The organism is Pseudomonas sp. B6(2017) (assembly GCF_002112765.1).
Taxonomy (GTDB): domain Bacteria; phylum Pseudomonadota; class Gammaproteobacteria; order Pseudomonadales; family Pseudomonadaceae; genus Aquipseudomonas; species Aquipseudomonas piscis.
The window spans coordinates 135,357-151,919 of record NZ_NEIQ01000001.1; the positions used below are offsets into that span (position 1 = coordinate 135,357).

Consider the following 16,563-nt stretch of genomic DNA (forward strand, 5'->3'; position numbering starts at 1 on the left):
AACCATTCCTAATTACTCCTACTTGAAGCAGGCACGAGGTGCGTGGTGGATTTCCCTTCCCGTTTTGAAGTGATCGTCATCGGCGGCGGTCATGCCGGTACCGAGGCAGCACTTGCATCAGCACGCATGGGGGCAAAGACCCTGTTGCTGACGCATAACGTGGAAACCCTCGGAGCCATGAGCTGCAATCCCGCGATCGGCGGGATCGGCAAGAGCCATCTGGTCAAGGAAATCGACGCCCTGGGCGGCGCGATGGCCATGGCTACAGATAAAGGCGGCATCCAGTTCCGTGTATTGAACAGCCGCAAAGGCCCGGCAGTACGTGCGACCCGGGCCCAGGCCGACCGCATCCTGTACAAGGCTGCGGTACGCGAGATTCTTGAGAACCAGCCGAACCTGTGGATATTTCAACAGGCGGCGGACGACCTGATCGTCGAGCAGGATCAGGTCCGTGGTGTAGTGACCCAGATGGGCCTGCGTTTCTTCGCCGATTCGGTGGTATTGACCACCGGTACCTTCCTCGGCGGACTTATCCACATCGGCTTGCAGAACTACTCCGGCGGTCGTGCTGGTGACCCACCTTCGATTGCACTGGCACAACGCCTGCGGGAACTGCCACTACGGGTCGGGCGCCTGAAAACCGGTACCCCACCGCGTATCGATGCCCGTTCCGTGGATTTCTCGGTGATGACCGAGCAGCCGGGCGATACGCCCATCCCGGTGATGTCGTTCCTGGGTTCCAAGGAACAGCATCCGCGGCAGATCAGCTGCTGGATTACCCACACCAATGCGCGCACCCACGAGATCATCGCGTCGAACCTCGATCGTTCGCCGATGTACTCCGGGGTCATCGAAGGCATTGGCCCGCGCTACTGCCCATCGATCGAAGACAAGATCCACCGCTTTGCCGACAAGGAAAGCCACCAGGTCTTCATCGAGCCCGAAGGCCTGACCACCCACGAGCTGTACCCGAACGGGATATCCACATCTCTGCCGTTCGATGTGCAGTTGCAGATCGTGCAATCGATCCGGGGCATGGAAAATGCCCATATCGTGCGCCCGGGCTACGCCATCGAATACGACTATTTCGACCCGCGGGACTTGAAGTACAGCCTCGAAACCAAAGTCATCGGCGGTCTGTTCTTCGCTGGCCAGATCAATGGCACTACCGGTTACGAAGAAGCTGGCGCACAAGGCCTGCTGGCCGGGGCCAACGCGGCATTGCGTGCCCAGGGCAAGGACAGCTGGTGCCCGCGTCGCGACGAAGCCTACATCGGGGTGTTGGTCGATGACCTGATTACCCTGGGTACCCAGGAACCGTACCGCATGTTCACTTCGCGGGCGGAGTACCGCCTGATCCTGCGCGAAGACAACGCCGATTTGCGCCTGACCGAAAAAGGTCGCGAGCTGGGCCTGGTGGATGACGTGCGCTGGGCGGCGTTCTGCAAGAAACGCGAGGGCATAGCCCTGGAAGAACAGCGCTTGAAGTCCACCTGGGTTCGCCCCGGTACTGAGCAGGGCGATGCGATTGCACAAAAATTCGGCACACCGCTGACCCACGAGTACAACCTGTTGAACCTGCTGAGTCGTCCGGAGATCGACTACGCTGGGCTGGTCGAAGTGACCGGGCATGGCGCGGAGGATCCACAGGTGGCGGAACAGGTCGAGATCAAGACCAAGTACGCCGGCTACATCGATCGCCAGCAGGATGAAATCGCTCGCCTGCGGGCCAGCGAGGACACCAAGCTGCCTGTGGATATCGATTACGCCACCATCTCCGGCCTGTCCAAGGAGATCCAGGGCAAGCTGGGCGCGACCCGTCCGGAAACCCTGGGCCAGGCATCACGGATTCCCGGCGTGACTCCTGCGGCCATTTCCCTGTTGATGATTCACTTGAAAAAACGCGGCGCCGGCCGTCAGTTGGAGCAAAGCGCTTGAGTTCACTGGTCACCTCGCAACACGCGGATGAATTATCCACAGGCGCCCGCCAACTCGGTGTCGAGCTGAGCCCGGCCCAGCATGAATCGCTGCTGGGCTACCTGGCGCTGCTGATCAAGTGGAACAAGGCCTATAACCTGACCGCCGTGCGCGATCCCGATGAAATGGTTTCGCGCCACTTGCTCGACAGCCTGAGCGTGATGTCGTTCATCGAGGACGGCCGCTGGCTGGATGTAGGCAGTGGCGGCGGGATGCCGGGTATTCCCCTGGCGATCCTGTTTCCCGGATCCCAGGTCACCTGCCTGGACAGCAACGGCAAGAAGACCCGCTTCCTGACCCAGGTCAAACTCGAGCTCAAGCTGGATAACCTGCAAGTTATCCACAGCCGGGTCGAGGCCTTCACTCCTGAACAGCCTTTCAACGGGATCATTTCCCGGGCGTTCAGCAGCATGGAGAACTTCACCAGCTGGACCCGCCACCTTGGGGACAGCGATACACGCTGGCTGGCAATGAAGGGCGTCCATCCCTCTGATGAGCTGTTAGCATTGCCGGCAGACTTCCACCTCGATAGCGAACACGCCCTGGCCGTACCCGGTTGCCAAGGCCAACGCCATCTGCTGATACTGCGCCGCACGGCATGATTGGGAACACAAGCAAGAATGGCTAAGGTATTCGCGATAGCGAACCAGAAAGGTGGTGTGGGCAAGACCACCACCTGCATCAACCTCGCGGCATCCCTGGTAGCGACCAAGCGCCGGGTGCTGCTGATCGACCTTGATCCACAGGGCAACGCCACCATGGGTAGCGGTGTGGATAAACATGGCCTGGAAAACTCGGTCTACGACTTGCTGATCGGCGAGTGCGACCTGGCCCAGGCCATGCACTTCTCCGAACACGGCGGCTACCAGCTGTTGCCGGCCAACCGCGACCTGACCGCGGCGGAAGTGGTCCTGCTGGAAATGCAGATGAAGGAAAGCCGGCTGCGCAGTGCCCTGGCCCCGATCCGCGAGAACTATGACTACATCCTGATCGATTGCCCGCCGTCGCTGTCGATGCTGACCCTCAACGCCCTGGTGGCTGCCGATGGCGTCATCATCCCCATGCAGTGCGAGTACTACGCTCTGGAAGGCTTGAGCGACCTTGTGGATAACATCAAGCGCATTGGCGAACTGCTCAATCCCGAGTTGAAGATCGAAGGCTTGCTGCGCACCATGTTCGACCCGCGCCTGAGCCTGATGAACGATGTTTCCGCACAGCTCAAGGAACACTTCGGCGACCAGCTGTACGACACCGTGATCCCGCGCAACATCCGCCTGGCCGAGGCTCCGAGCTATGGCATGCCGGCATTGGCGTACGACAAACAATCCCGCGGCGCACTGGCCTACCTGGCCCTGGCCGGCGAGATGGTTCGCCGGCAACGTAAACAAGCGCGCATCGCAGCCGCCCAGCCAACTTAAGGAATCCCCATGGCCGTCAAGAAACGTGGTCTCGGACGTGGACTGGATGCACTGTTGAGTGGTCCGACTGTCAGCGCCCTGGAAGAACAAGCCGCGCAGATCGACCAGCGTGAACTGCAACACCTGCCGCTGGACCTGATCCAGCGTGGCAAGTACCAGCCTCGTCGGGACATGGACCCACAGGCCCTGGAGGAACTGGCGAATTCGATCAGGACCCAGGGTGTGATGCAGCCCATCGTGGTGCGTCCCATCGGCGCCGGTCGGTTTGAAATCATCGCCGGTGAACGCCGTTGGCGCGCCAGCCAGCAGGCTGGCCAGGAAACCATTCCGGCGATGGTCCGCGATGTGCCCGATGAAACCGCCATTGCCCTGGCGCTGATCGAGAACATCCAGCGCGAAGATCTCAATCCCATCGAGGAAGCACTGGCCCTGCAGCGCCTGCAGCAGGAGTTCCAGCTGACCCAGCAACAAGTTGCCGAAGCCGTGGGCAAGTCCCGCGTCAGCGTGGCCAACCTGCTGCGCCTGATCTCCCTGCCCGAGGTGATCAAGACCATGTTGTCCCATGGCGACCTGGAAATGGGACATGCCCGCGCATTGCTCGGATTGCCGGAAAATCAACAGGTTGAAGGGGCGCGACACGTTGTCGCACGAGGCCTGACGGTGCGTCAGACCGAGGCCTTGGTTCGCCAGTGGCTCAGCGGCAAGCAAGAGCCTGCTGAACCGGTCAAGCCCGATCCGGATATCGCCCGCCTGGAGCAGCGTTTGGCCGAGCGCCTAGGCTCTGCGGTGCAGATTCGCCACGGCAAGAAGGGCAAGGGGCAACTGGTGATCGGCTACAACTCCCTGGATGAACTGCAAGGCGTCCTCGCTCACATCCGTTGAAACATTTCCTTGTGTAGCGCGCAGTCGGAAATCACTACCCGGCAGTTGAATAGGGGCTGAACCGCCCCTATACTCTGCGCGCATTTTGTCGGCACAAATTATGCCAAGTCACAGAATTCTGGCAGCCGACCCTTGAGGAGCAAGAGTGATGGAAACCCGCACGCCAAACCGCCTGCCGTTCCATCGCTTGGCGGTTTTCCCGGTTCTACTGGCTCAGTTGGTCATTTTACTGATAGCCGCTCTGGCGCTTTGGCAATGGCGTGGAGTCGTAGCCGGATATTCAGGCCTTTGCGGAGGACTGATAGCCTTGCTACCCAATGTGTATTTCGCTCACAGGGCATTTCGGTTTTCCGGCGCCCGAGCGGCCCAAGCCATCGTCCGGTCTTTTTATGCCGGCGAGGCGGGCAAATTGATTTTGACGGCAGTGCTGTTCGCGCTGACGTTTGCAGGTGTGAAGCCTTTGGCGCCGTTGGCAGTATTCGGCGTCTTCGTGCTGACCCAGCTGGTCAGCTGGTTCGCTCCCCTGCTAATGAGAACAAGACTTTCGAGACCTTAGGGCGTTTGAGGCAACCATGTCAGCAGAAACAACCGCTTCGGGCTATATCCAGCACCACTTGCAGAACCTGACCTTCGGTCAGCTACCCAATGGGAGCTGGGGCTTTGCCCACTCCGCAGCAGAAGCCAAGGAAATGGGCTTCTGGGCATTCCACGTCGATACCCTCGGCTGGTCTGTCGCACTGGGTGTGATCTTCATTCTTCTGTTCCGCATGGCGGCCAAGAAGGCGACTTCCGGTGTGCCGGGCGCTTTGCAGAACTTCGTCGAAGTGATGGTCGGCTTCGTCGATGGCAGCGTGAAGGACAGCTTCCACGGTCGCAGCCCGGTCATCGCACCGCTGGCTCTGACCATCTTCGTCTGGGTGTTCCTGATGAACGCCATTGACCTGGTTCCTGTGGACTGGATCCCGCAACTGGCGATGCTGATTTCCGGCGACCCGCACATTCCATTCCGTGCCGTTTCCACCACTGACCCGAACGCTACCCTGGGCATGGCCCTGTCGGTATTCGCGTTGATCATCTTCTACAGCATCAAGGTCAAGGGCATCGGCGGCTTCATCGGCGAACTGACCCTGCATCCGTTCGGTAGCAAGAACATCCTGGTCCAGGCCCTGCTGATTCCAGTGAACTTCCTGCTGGAGTTCGTGACCCTGGTGGCCAAGCCAATCTCCCTGGCACTGCGTCTGTTCGGCAACATGTACGCCGGCGAGCTGGTGTTCATCCTGATTGCCGTGATGTTCGGCAGCGGCCTGCTGTGGCTCAGCGGCATGGGTGTGGTTCTGCAATGGGCGTGGGCTGTGTTCCACATCCTGATCATCACCCTGCAGGCGTTCATCTTCATGATGCTGACCATCGTCTACCTGTCGATGGCTCACGAAGAGAATCATTAAGACCAGTCTCGACTAGTCTGATGTCCCTCTCGTTGCGGCGTGAGGGGCCCATCTCGGGCACGATGAAACGATTTGTTTTACCGCTTTAATCTAAAAAACCTAAACCATACGACGTAAAAGTCGGGAGGAAAGATGGAAACTGTAGTTGGTCTAACCGCTATCGCTGTTGCACTGTTGATCGGCCTGGGCGCACTGGGTACCGCAATTGGTTTCGGCCTGCTGGGCGGCAAGTTCCTGGAAGGCGCTGCGCGTCAACCAGAAATGGTTCCAATGCTGCAAGTTAAGATGTTCATCGTTGCCGGTCTGCTCGACGCCGTAACCATGATCGGTGTTGGTATCGCTCTGTTCTTCACCTTCGCGAACCCCTTCGTTGGTCAACTCGCTGGCTAATCACTCGAGTATTCGAGTTGATTGGTGTGACGGACAACGAACGAGCGAGGTGTTGGCGTGAACATTAATGCAACCCTGATTGGCCAGTCCGTTGCGTTCTTAATTTTTGTACTGTTCTGCATGAAGTTCATTTGGCCTCCGGTCATTGCAGCTCTGCACGAACGTCAAAAGAAGATCGCGGATGGATTGGACGCTGCCAGCCGAGCAGCTCGTGACCTGGAACTGGCCCAAGATAAAGTGGGTCAGCAACTGCGCGAAGCCAAAGCTCAGGCAGCTGAAATCATCGAGCAAGCCAAGAAGCGCGGTTCTCAGATCGTCGACGAAGCCCGTGAACAGGCCCGTGTCGAAGCTGAACGTGTGAAGGCTCAGGCTCAGGCCGAGATCGAACAGGAACTGAACAGCGTCAAAGACGCGCTGCGCGCCCAACTGGGTAGCCTGGCAGTCAATGGTGCAGAGAAGATCCTGGGCGCCACAATCGATCAAAACGCGCACGCAGACCTGGTTAACAAACTGGCTGCTGAAATTTAAGCGAGGGCGATCATGGCAGAACTGACCACGTTGGCCCGACCTTACGCTAAGGCGGCCTTCGAGCACGCTCAGGCCCACCAGCAGCTGGCCTCTTGGTCAGCCATGCTCGGCCTGGCTGCAGCGGTGTCACAAGATGACACCATGCAGCGCGTGCTTAAGGCCCCGCGACTGACGAGCGCAGAAAAGGCCAACACTTTTATCGAAGTGTGTGGCGACAAGTTTGATGCACAGGCACAGAATTTCATTCAAGTTGCCGCCGAGAACGACCGTCTCCTGCTGTTGCCGGAGATCTCCGCTCTGTTCGACCTGTACAAGGCCGAGCAAGAGAAGTCGGTGGACGTGGATGTGACCAGTGCTTTCGCATTGAACCAAGAACAGCAAGACAAACTCGCCAAGGTTCTCAGTGCACGGCTCGGCCGGGAAGTGCGCCTGCACGCTGCGGAGGATGCCAGCCTGATTGGTGGCGTCGTGATTCGCGCCGGCGACCTGGTTATCGATGGCTCGATTCGCGGCAAACTCGCGAACCTTGCCGAAGCATTGAAATCTTGAGTTTGAAGGGGCAGCAGAGCAATGCAGCAACTCAATCCTTCCGAAATAAGTGAAATTATCAAGGGCCGCATCGAAAAGCTCGATGTGACCTCCCAAGCCCGTAACGAAGGCACTGTCGTCAGCGTTTCTGACGGCATCGTGCGGATTCACGGTCTGGCCGACGTAATGTACGGCGAGATGATCGAGTTTCCGGGCGGCGTCTACGGTATGGCCCTCAACCTCGAGCAAGACTCTGTAGGTGCCGTAGTACTGGGCGCATACACCACTCTGGCTGAAGGCATGAGCGCCAAGTGCACCGGCCGCATCCTCGAAGTTCCAGTTGGTAAGGAACTGCTGGGTCGCGTAGTCGACGCACTGGGTAACCCAGTCGACGGTAAAGGTCCGCTGAACAACACCGAGACCGACGCGGTCGAGAAAGTTGCTCCAGGCGTGATCTGGCGTAAGTCGGTAGACCAGCCTGTACAGACTGGCTACAAGGCTGTCGATGCCATGATCCCAGTCGGCCGTGGCCAGCGTGAGCTGATCATCGGTGACCGTCAGATCGGTAAGACCGCTCTGGCGATCGACGCGATCATCAACCAGAAAGACAGCGGCATTTTCTGCGTCTACGTAGCGATCGGTCAGAAGCAATCGACCATCGCCAACGTGGTTCGCAAGCTGGAAGAAAACGGCGCCCTGGCCAACACCATCATCGTGGCTGCCAGTGCTTCGGAATCGGCTGCCCTGCAGTTCCTGGCTCCGTACTCCGGTTGCACCATGGGTGAATACTTCCGCGACCGCGGTGAAGACGCGCTGATCGTTTATGACGATCTGTCCAAGCAGGCCGTGGCTTATCGCCAGATCTCCCTGCTGCTGCGCCGTCCACCAGGCCGTGAAGCCTACCCAGGTGACGTGTTCTATCTCCACTCCCGTCTGCTGGAGCGCGCTTCCCGCGTTTCGGAAGAGTACGTAGAGAAGTTCACCAATGGCGCAGTGACTGGCAAGACCGGTTCCCTGACCGCCCTGCCGATCATCGAAACCCAGGCTGGCGACGTTTCCGCGTTCGTTCCGACCAACGTGATCTCCATCACCGACGGTCAGATCTTCCTGGAATCGGCCATGTTCAACTCGGGCATCCGTCCTGCAGTTAACGCCGGTGTTTCGGTATCCCGTGTAGGTGGTGCCGCTCAGACCAAGATCATCAAGAAGCTGTCCGGTGGTATCCGTACCGCCCTGGCTCAGTACCGTGAACTGGCGGCATTCGCCCAGTTCGCTTCTGACCTGGACGAAGCGACCCGTAAGCAACTTGAACACGGTCAGCGCGTTACCGAGCTGATGAAGCAGAAGCAATACGCGCCAATGTCCATCGCTGACATGTCGCTGTCGCTGTATGCCGCTGAGCGTGGGTTCCTGACTGACGTCGAAATCGCCAAGATCGGTAGCTTCGAACAAGCGCTGATTGCTTACTTCAACCGCGATCACGCCGACCTGATGGCGAAGATCAACGTGAAGGGTGACTTCAATGACGAAATCGACGCTGGCCTCAAAGCCGGTATCGAGAAGTTCAAGGCCACCCAAACCTGGTAAGCCGCAGCGGGAGCCGCAAGGCTCCCGCTTGCTAACCTGATAGGTGTTACATGGCAGGCGCAAAAGAGATTCGCAGTAAGATTGCGAGCATCAAAAGCACGCAAAAAATTACCAGCGCCATGGAAAAAGTGGCGGTCAGCAAAATGCGCAAGGCACAAATGCGCATGGCAGCTAGCCGTCCTTATGCGGAGCGCATCCGCCAGGTTATTGGTCATCTGGCCAACGCCAACCCGGAATATCGTCACCCGTTCATGATCGACCGCGCCATCAAGCGCGTCGGTTACATCGTGGTGAGCAGTGACCGTGGTCTGTGTGGTGGCTTGAACACCAACCTGTTCAAGGCCCTGGTCAAGGACATGGCGGTAAACCGCGAACAAGGCGTCGAGATCGATCTGTGCGTGGTCGGTAGCAAGGGTGCGGCCTTCTTCCGCAACTTCGGCGGTAACGTCGTTGCAGCTATCAGCCACCTGGGTGAAGAGCCGTCGATCAATGACCTGATCGGCAGCGTCAAGGTGATGCTGGATGCTTACCTGGAAGGCCGGATTGACCGCCTGTCCGTGGTATCCAACAAGTTCGTCAACACCATGACCCAGCAGCCGACCGTGGAACAGTTGATTCCACTGGAGGCAACCCCGGATCAAGAACTCAAGCACCACTGGGACTATCTCTACGAACCGGATGCCAAGGAGCTGCTGGACGGCTTGATGGTCCGTTACGTGGAGTCGCAGGTCTACCAGGCGGTGGTCGAGAACAACGCAGCTGAACAAGCCGCGCGGATGATTGCAATGAAGAACGCCACCGACAACGCCGGTGATTTGATCAGCGATTTGCAGCTGATCTACAACAAGGCGCGTCAGGCTGCGATCACCCAAGAGATCTCGGAAATCGTCGGCGGCGCTGCCGCGGTTTAACGGTTCAAATATTCAGAGGATCCAGCTATGAGTAGCGGACGTATCGTTCAAATCATCGGCGCCGTTATCGACGTGGAATTTCCACGCGACAGCGTACCGAGCATCTACGACGCCTTGAAGGTTCAAGGCGCCGAAACCACTCTGGAAGTTCAGCAGCAGCTGGGCGACGGCGTGGTTCGTACCATTGCGATGGGCTCCACCGAAGGCTTGAAGCGCGGTCTGGACGTCAACAACACTGGCGCAGCCATCTCCGTACCGGTCGGTAAAGCGACCCTGGGCCGGATCATGGACGTACTGGGCAACCCAATCGACGAAGCCGGCCCGATCGGCGAAGAAGAGCGCTGGGGTATCCACCGCGCCGCTCCTTCCTTCGCAGAACAGGCAGGCGGCAACGACCTGCTGGAAACCGGGATCAAGGTAATCGACCTGGTTTGCCCGTTCGCCAAGGGCGGTAAAGTAGGTCTGTTCGGTGGTGCCGGTGTGGGCAAGACCGTGAACATGATGGAACTGATCCGTAACATCGCCATCGAGCACAGCGGTTATTCCGTGTTCGCCGGTGTGGGCGAGCGTACTCGTGAGGGTAACGACTTCTACCACGAGATGAAGGACTCCAACGTTCTGGACAAGGTTGCCCTGGTCTACGGTCAGATGAACGAGCCACCAGGAAACCGTCTGCGCGTAGCGCTGACCGGCCTGACCATGGCCGAGAAGTTCCGTGACGAAGGTAACGACGTTCTGCTGTTCGTCGACAACATCTATCGTTACACCCTGGCCGGTACCGAAGTATCCGCACTGCTGGGCCGTATGCCTTCGGCAGTAGGTTACCAGCCGACCCTGGCTGAAGAGATGGGCGTGCTGCAAGAGCGCATCACTTCGACCAAGCAAGGTTCGATCACCTCGATCCAAGCGGTATACGTACCTGCGGACGACCTGACCGACCCGTCGCCAGCGACCACCTTCGCCCACTTGGACGCCACCGTCGTTCTGTCCCGTGACATCGCTTCCCTGGGTATCTACCCAGCGGTAGACCCACTGGACTCGACTTCCCGCCAGCTGGACCCGAACGTGATCGGCAACGAGCACTACGAGACCGCTCGCGGCGTTCAGTACGTACTGCAGCGTTACAAAGAGTTGAAGGACATCATCGCGATCCTGGGTATGGACGAGCTGTCGGAAGCCGACAAGCAGTTGGTATCCCGCGCTCGTAAGATCCAGCGCTTCTTGTCGCAGCCGTTCTTCGTGGCTGAAGTCTTCACTGGTTCTCCAGGCAAATACGTTTCCCTGAAAGACACCATCGCTGGCTTCAAAGGCATCCTCAACGGTGACTACGACCACCTGCCAGAACAAGCGTTCTACATGGTCGGCGGCATCGACGAAGCGATCGAGAAAGCCAAGAAACTGTAATCCCGGCGCCCGGCAACGGGCGCTAATTTAGGTTGAGGCAAGCAGATGGCTATGACAGTCCATTGCGATATCGTCAGCGCGGAAGGGGAAATCTTCTCCGGTCTGGTGGAGATGGTGGTTGCGCACGGTGAACTGGGTGATCTTGGTATCGCTCTGGGTCACGCACCGCTGATCACCAACCTGAAGCCAGGTCCGATCCGCTTGATCAAGCAGGGCGGGGAAGCCGAGGTGTTCTACATCTCCGGTGGTTTCCTCGAGGTTCAGCCGAACATGGTCAAGGTTCTTGCCGACACCGTGCAACGCGCTGCCGACCTGGACGAAGCCTCCGCTCAGGAAGCCGTCAAGGCTGCTGAGAAGGCCCTGAATGAAAAAGGCGCAGATTTCGACTACGGATCTGCCGCCGCACGTCTGGCCGAGGCCGCAGCCCAGCTGCGTACCGTCCAGCAGATCCGCAAGAAGTTCGGCGGCTAAGCCGCAGGCTTTCTGTGTGATTGATTAAAAAGGGTAGCCTCGGCTACCCTTTTTATTTTCCGCATTCCCCCCTCTAGCAGGCCGTTGAAAAACGTAGGCGAGGCAGTCAGCGCAAGGCAAAAACAGGCGAAAAAGCGCAGTTTACGAGTGGTAAATGAGCATTTTGAGCTTGTTTTTAACGCAGCGATGACAACGCAGTTAGTTTTTCAACGGCCTGCTAGGTCACACTCGCGGACCACCCAGGATTGGTAGCCAGTCATGTCTCTCGAAATCGTTATCCTCGCAGCAGGCCAGGGCACTCGCATGCGCTCGGCACTGCCCAAGGTCCTTCATCCGGTCGCTGGCAACTCCATGCTCGGGCATGTTATCCACAGCGCTCGCCAGCTCGATCCACAGCGCATCCACGTGGTGATCGGCCACGGCGCGGATGCAGTGCGCGAGCGTCTGGCCGCCGACGATCTGAATTTCGTGTTGCAGGACAAGCAACTCGGCACCGGTCATGCAGTGGCCCAGGCTGTGCCTTTCATCCAGGCCGATACCGTGCTGATCCTCTACGGCGACGTGCCGCTGATCGAGGTCCAGACCCTGCAGCGCCTGCTCAAGCAGGCCGGCCCCGAGCAACTGGGCCTGCTCACCGTCGAGCTGGACGACCCTACCGGCTATGGGCGTATCGTGCGTGACGCCAATGGCAAGGTCGCCGCCATCGTCGAGCAGAAGGACGCCAACCAAGCCCAGCGCGCCATCACCGAAGGCAATACCGGCATTCTCGCCGTGCCGGGCAAGCGCCTCGGCGAATGGACCAGCCGTCTTTCGAACAACAACGCCCAGGGTGAGTACTACCTGACCGACGTGATCGCCATGGCGGTCAGCGATGGCCTGGAGGTTGCTACCGAGCAGCCCCTGGACGCCATGGAAGTGCAGGGCGCCAACGATCGCAAGCAACTCTCGGAACTGGAGCGCCACTACCAGCTGCGCGCCGCCCGCCGCCTGATGGCCGAGGGCGTGACCCTGCGCGATCCGGCGCGCTTCGATGTGCGTGGCGAGGTGACGGTCGGGCGCGACGTGCTGATCGATATCAACGTGATCCTCGAGGGCCGGGTGGTCATCGAAGACGACGTGGTGATCGGCCCCAACTGCGTGATCAAGGACAGCACCCTGCACAAGGGCGTGGTGATCAAGGCCAACAGCCATATCGACGGCGCGGTGATGGGCGAGGGCAGCGATGCCGGCCCGTTCGCCCGCCTGCGGCCCGGCAGTGTGCTGGAGGCTCGCGCCCATGTGGGTAACTTCGTCGAGTTGAAGAACGCCCACCTGGGCCAGGGGGCCAAGGCCGGTCACCTGAGCTACCTGGGCGATGCGGTGATCGGTGCGCGCACCAACATCGGTGCCGGCACCATCACCTGCAACTACGATGGGGTGAACAAGCACAAGACGGTGATGGGCGAAGACGTGTTCATCGGCTCCAACAACTCCCTGGTGGCGCCTGTGGATATCTCTTCCGGGGCCACTACCGCCGCCGGTTCCACCATCACCCAGGATATCCCGTCAGCGCAGCTGGCCGTGGGCCGTGCGCGGCAGAAGAACATCGATGGCTGGAAGCGACCGCAGAAAATCAACAAGGACTGAGGTTATCCACAAGCACGGATGACCCATGCAGCATCAACCGGCCTCTGCACTCGAACAGCAAGGGCCGGTTTTTTATGCTCTCGTGCTTGACGAAGTTTCGATCATGGGTTTTTATTGCCGACATTATCTTTCGAATCGAAACTTAAATGCTCATCTCGAAACGCAACACTCCACAGCGCCGTCACAACATCCTGGCCTTGCTCAACGAACAAGGCGAGGTGAGTGTGGATGAGTTGGCCAAGCGTTTCGAAACCTCTGAAGTTACGATTCGTAAGGATCTGGCGGCCCTGGAAAGCAATGGCCTGTTGCTGCGCCGTTATGGCGGGGCGATCACCATGCCCCAGGAACTGGTCAGCGACCTCGGCCAGCCAGTGTCCCGACATAAGCAAGCCATTGCCCGGGCGGCGGTGCAGCGCATTCGTGAACATGCGCGGATCATCATCGACAGCGGCAGCACCACCGCGGCGATGATCCCGCAGTTGGGCCAGCAGCCAGGCCTCGTGGTCATGACCAACTCGCTGAACGTGGCCAACGCCCTGAACGAACTGGAACACGAGCCGGTGCTGTTGATGACCGGTGGCACCTGGGACCCGCACTCCGAGTCCTTCCAGGGCCAGGTGGCCGAGCAGGTCCTGCGCTCCTACGACTTCGACCAACTGTTCATCGGCGCCGATGGCATCGACCTGGCCCGTGGTACCACCACCTTCAACGAATTGCTGGGCCTGAGCCGAGTGATGGCCGAGGTGGCCCGCGAAGTTGTAGTGATGGTCGAATCCGACAAGATCGGCCGCAAGATTCCCAACCTGGAGCTGCCGTGGAGCAGCGTCCATACCCTCATTACCGATGATCGCCTGCCTCTCGAGGTCCGCGACCAGATCCAGGCCCGCGGCATAACTCTGATTTGCGCGGCTGTCAGCTAGGAGAAATACCATGTGTGGAATTGTTGGCGCCGTTGCTGAACGCAATATCACCGCCATTTTGCTCGAAGGCCTCAAGCGCCTCGAATACCGCGGCTACGACAGCGCCGGCGTGGCGGTTTTCACCAATACCGGCAAGCTCGAGCGCATGCGCCGTCCGGGCAAGGTCGCCGAGCTGGAACAAGCCCTGGCCGGCGAGCCGCTGGTGGGTCGCCTGGGCATCGCCCACACCCGTTGGGCCACCCACGGCGCGCCTTGCGAACGCAATGCCCACCCGCATTTCTCCGGCGATCTGGCGGTAGTGCACAACGGCATCATCGAGAACCACGAAGCCCTGCGTGAACAACTCAAGGCCCAGGGCTACGAGTTCACCTCGGACACCGATACCGAAGTCATCGCCCACCTGCTGAATCACAAGCTCAAGGACCTGGGCGACCTGACCGTGGCCCTCAAGGCCACCGTCAAGGAACTGCACGGTGCCTACGGTCTTGCCGTGATCAGCGCCAGCCAGCCGGATCGCCTGGTGGCGGCCCGTAGCGGCAGCCCGCTGGTGATCGGCCTGGGCTTGGGGGAAAACTTCCTGGCCTCCGACCAGCTGGCCCTGCGCCAGGTCACCGACCGGTTCATGTACCTGGAAGAGGGCGATATCGCCGAGATCCGCCGGGACAGCGTGCAGATCTGGGACATCGGCGGCAAGGCCGTGGAGCGCGAGGCGGTGCAGTACCGCGATGGTGCCGAAGCGGCGGACAAGGGCGAATACCGCCACTACATGCTCAAGGAAATCCACGAGCAGCCATCGGTGGTGCAGCGCACCCTGGAAGGTCGCCTGAGCGCCAACCAGGTACTGGTCCAGGCCTTCGGTCCACAGGCCGCCGAGTTGTTCGCCAAGGTGCGCAATGTACAGATCGTCGCCTGTGGCACCAGCTACCACGCCGGCATGGTCGCCCGTTACTGGCTGGAAGAACTGGCCGGCATCCCCTGCCAGGTGGAAGTCGCCAGCGAGTTCCGCTACCGCAAGGTGGTGGTGCAGCCCGACACCCTGTTCGTGACCATTTCCCAGTCCGGCGAGACTGCCGATACCCTGGCCGCCCTGCGCAACGCCAAGGAGCTGGGCTTTCTCGCCAGCCTGGCGATCTGCAACGTCGGCATCAGCTCCCTGGTGCGTGAATCGGACCTGACCCTGCTGACCCAGGCCGGTCGCGAAATCGGCGTGGCCTCCACCAAGGCCTTCACCACCCAACTGGTGAGCCTGCTGCTGCTGACCCTGTCCCTGGGCCAGGTACGTGGCACCCTGGCCGCTGGTGTCGAAGCCGAGCTGGTGGAAGAGCTGCGGCGCCTGCCGATTCGCCTCGGCGAAGCCCTGGCCATGGACAACGTGGTGGAGAAGACCGCCGAGCTGTTCGCCGACAAGCACCACACCCTGTTCCTCGGTCGTGGCGCCCAGTACCCGGTAGCGATGGAAGGCTCCTTGAAGCTCAAGGAGATTTCCTATATCCACGCCGAAGCCTACCCGGCCGGTGAACTCAAGCACGGCCCGCTGGCCCTTGTGGATAACGACATGCCAGTGGTCACCGTGGCGCCGAACAACGAACTGCTGGAGAAGCTCAAGTCCAACCTGCAGGAAGTCCGCGCCCGTGGTGGCGAGCTGATCGTGTTCGCCGACGAGAAGTCGGGCATGACCAACGGCGAAGGCACCCATGTTATCCACATGCCGCACATCCACGACATTCTCTCGCCAATCCTCTACACCATCCCGTTGCAGCTGCTGTCCTACTACGTAGCCGTGCTCAAGGGCACTGACGTCGACCAGCCACGCAACCTGGCCAAGTCGGTAACCGTGGAGTGAGTTATCCACAGTTGAGTATCACCCGGCTGTAGATAACGGCAACTGCTGCAACCAACAGGGAGCCTGTCCAGGCTCCCTTTTTTGTCCATGCGCCTTTACCTCTCCCTGGGCTTTTTCACTGAACCCCATGGATTCACGCCGCTACCCGGGCTCTGGATAATCCCGGCCGGCCCCTGCCAAAAGACCTGCTTGAGTGGCGCAGGATCGACTTACGCCGGGTTTTCGCAAAAACTAGGCAGCTTCACAGCTGTTGCGCCCTGGCCTGCTCCCAGGTCGATACTTTTATCCAGCGGATGGAAAACCAATGAAGCTTCGCTTGATTCATGGATGGATAATCGTGCTGATCCTGGTTGTCCTGGGGCTGGGGACGCTGACGCCGGTGCTGTCCAATGGCCTGTTGCTGCTGATGGATCGGGACAACTTCATTCCGGCGGAGTCCTCGATCTGGACCTTTGAACCGACCCTGATCAACCAGGGCTCATCTTCCTACTGGTTGTACGGGGAGGATCGGCAGTACTACTTCTACTTTTCCTATGCTGAAGACCAGCCGTATAGGTTGATCGCCAAAAACAACCGGTGCCCGGGATTCCATCGGCACGATGTGCAGACCTGGTGCGCCCCCTGACGCCATGG

17 protein-coding genes are annotated in these 16,563 nt (G+C 59.6%); all 17 read left to right on the forward strand.

The annotated features are described in order from the left end of the window. Positions 1 to 45 precede the first annotated feature (45 nt). The 17 genes from mnmG to CAG11_RS00770 all read left to right on the forward strand — a co-directional run bounded on the left by mnmG (position 46) and on the right by CAG11_RS00770 (position 16,555). On the forward strand, positions 46 to 1,938 hold the full coding sequence (mnmG, locus tag CAG11_RS00690) for a tRNA uridine-5-carboxymethylaminomethyl(34) synthesis enzyme MnmG (protein WP_031320777.1): 1,893 nt from the start codon (positions 46 to 48) through the stop codon (positions 1,936 to 1,938). Then, a complete protein-coding gene (rsmG, locus tag CAG11_RS00695) occupies positions 1,935 to 2,579 on the forward strand; it encodes a 16S rRNA (guanine(527)-N(7))-methyltransferase RsmG (RefSeq protein WP_022641993.1) in 645 nt (214 codons plus the stop codon). The genes mnmG and rsmG overlap by 4 nt, the downstream gene beginning before the upstream one ends. A gap of 18 nt (positions 2,580 to 2,597) precedes the next feature. Then, entirely contained in the window at positions 2,598 to 3,395 is a 798-nt protein-coding gene (locus CAG11_RS00700; protein WP_031320775.1) for a ParA family protein, read from the forward strand. A 9-nt stretch (positions 3,396 to 3,404) separates the two neighbouring features. Next, positions 3,405 to 4,277 (forward strand): ParB/RepB/Spo0J family partition protein, encoded by an 873-nt coding sequence (locus tag CAG11_RS00705; RefSeq protein ID WP_022641991.1) that lies wholly within the window; start codon positions 3,405 to 3,407, stop codon positions 4,275 to 4,277. A gap of 148 nt (positions 4,278 to 4,425) precedes the next feature. Beyond that, entirely contained in the window at positions 4,426 to 4,833 is a 408-nt protein-coding gene (locus CAG11_RS00710) for a F0F1 ATP synthase subunit I (protein ID WP_016964883.1), read from the forward strand. 16 nt (positions 4,834 to 4,849) lie between these two features. Further along, on the forward strand, positions 4,850 to 5,722 hold the full coding sequence (gene atpB / locus CAG11_RS00715; RefSeq protein ID WP_053137789.1) for a F0F1 ATP synthase subunit A: 873 nt from the start codon (positions 4,850 to 4,852) through the stop codon (positions 5,720 to 5,722). A 132-nt stretch (positions 5,723 to 5,854) separates the two neighbouring features. Next, on the forward strand, positions 5,855 to 6,112 hold the full coding sequence (gene atpE, locus CAG11_RS00720; RefSeq protein WP_002555987.1) for a F0F1 ATP synthase subunit C: 258 nt from the start codon (positions 5,855 to 5,857) through the stop codon (positions 6,110 to 6,112). Between the two features lie 57 nt (positions 6,113 to 6,169). Then, positions 6,170 to 6,640, forward strand: coding sequence for a F0F1 ATP synthase subunit B (locus tag CAG11_RS00725; protein ID WP_053137783.1), 471 nt, complete (start codon positions 6,170 to 6,172; stop codon positions 6,638 to 6,640). A 12-nt stretch (positions 6,641 to 6,652) separates the two neighbouring features. Beyond that, positions 6,653 to 7,189, forward strand: a complete 537-nt coding sequence (locus tag CAG11_RS00730) for a F0F1 ATP synthase subunit delta (protein ID WP_053137780.1) — start codon at positions 6,653 to 6,655, stop codon at positions 7,187 to 7,189. 21 nt (positions 7,190 to 7,210) lie between these two features. Continuing rightward, a complete protein-coding gene (gene atpA, locus CAG11_RS00735; RefSeq protein WP_053137777.1) occupies positions 7,211 to 8,755 on the forward strand; it encodes a F0F1 ATP synthase subunit alpha in 1,545 nt (514 codons plus the stop codon). A gap of 50 nt (positions 8,756 to 8,805) precedes the next feature. Next, positions 8,806 to 9,666 carry a F0F1 ATP synthase subunit gamma gene (atpG, locus tag CAG11_RS00740; protein WP_031320767.1) on the forward strand — a complete coding sequence of 287 codons (861 nt, stop codon included), beginning with the start codon at positions 8,806 to 8,808 and terminating at the stop codon, positions 9,664 to 9,666. A 27-nt stretch (positions 9,667 to 9,693) separates the two neighbouring features. Beyond that, the gene (gene atpD / locus CAG11_RS00745) at positions 9,694 to 11,070 is read left to right on the forward strand and encodes a F0F1 ATP synthase subunit beta (RefSeq protein WP_047290153.1); all 1,377 of its coding nucleotides are present in this window, start codon (positions 9,694 to 9,696) and stop codon (positions 11,068 to 11,070) included. A gap of 45 nt (positions 11,071 to 11,115) precedes the next feature. Then, positions 11,116 to 11,541: a F0F1 ATP synthase subunit epsilon gene (locus tag CAG11_RS00750; protein WP_011064380.1), complete on the forward strand. Its 426-nt coding sequence runs from the start codon at positions 11,116 to 11,118 to the stop codon at positions 11,539 to 11,541. Positions 11,542 to 11,799: 258 nt separating this feature from the next. Further along, positions 11,800 to 13,167: a bifunctional UDP-N-acetylglucosamine diphosphorylase/glucosamine-1-phosphate N-acetyltransferase GlmU gene (gene glmU, locus CAG11_RS00755; protein ID WP_085594010.1), complete on the forward strand. Its 1,368-nt coding sequence runs from the start codon at positions 11,800 to 11,802 to the stop codon at positions 13,165 to 13,167. A 146-nt stretch (positions 13,168 to 13,313) separates the two neighbouring features. Next, a complete protein-coding gene (locus CAG11_RS00760) occupies positions 13,314 to 14,087 on the forward strand; it encodes a DeoR/GlpR family DNA-binding transcription regulator (protein WP_022641984.1) in 774 nt (257 codons plus the stop codon). A 10-nt stretch (positions 14,088 to 14,097) separates the two neighbouring features. Further along, the gene (gene glmS / locus CAG11_RS00765; RefSeq protein WP_085594012.1) at positions 14,098 to 15,930 is read left to right on the forward strand and encodes a glutamine--fructose-6-phosphate transaminase (isomerizing); all 1,833 of its coding nucleotides are present in this window, start codon (positions 14,098 to 14,100) and stop codon (positions 15,928 to 15,930) included. 304 nt (positions 15,931 to 16,234) lie between these two features. After that, positions 16,235 to 16,555, forward strand: coding sequence for a hypothetical protein (locus CAG11_RS00770; RefSeq protein WP_022641983.1), 321 nt, complete (start codon positions 16,235 to 16,237; stop codon positions 16,553 to 16,555). The last annotated feature ends 8 nt before the right edge of the window (positions 16,556 to 16,563 follow it).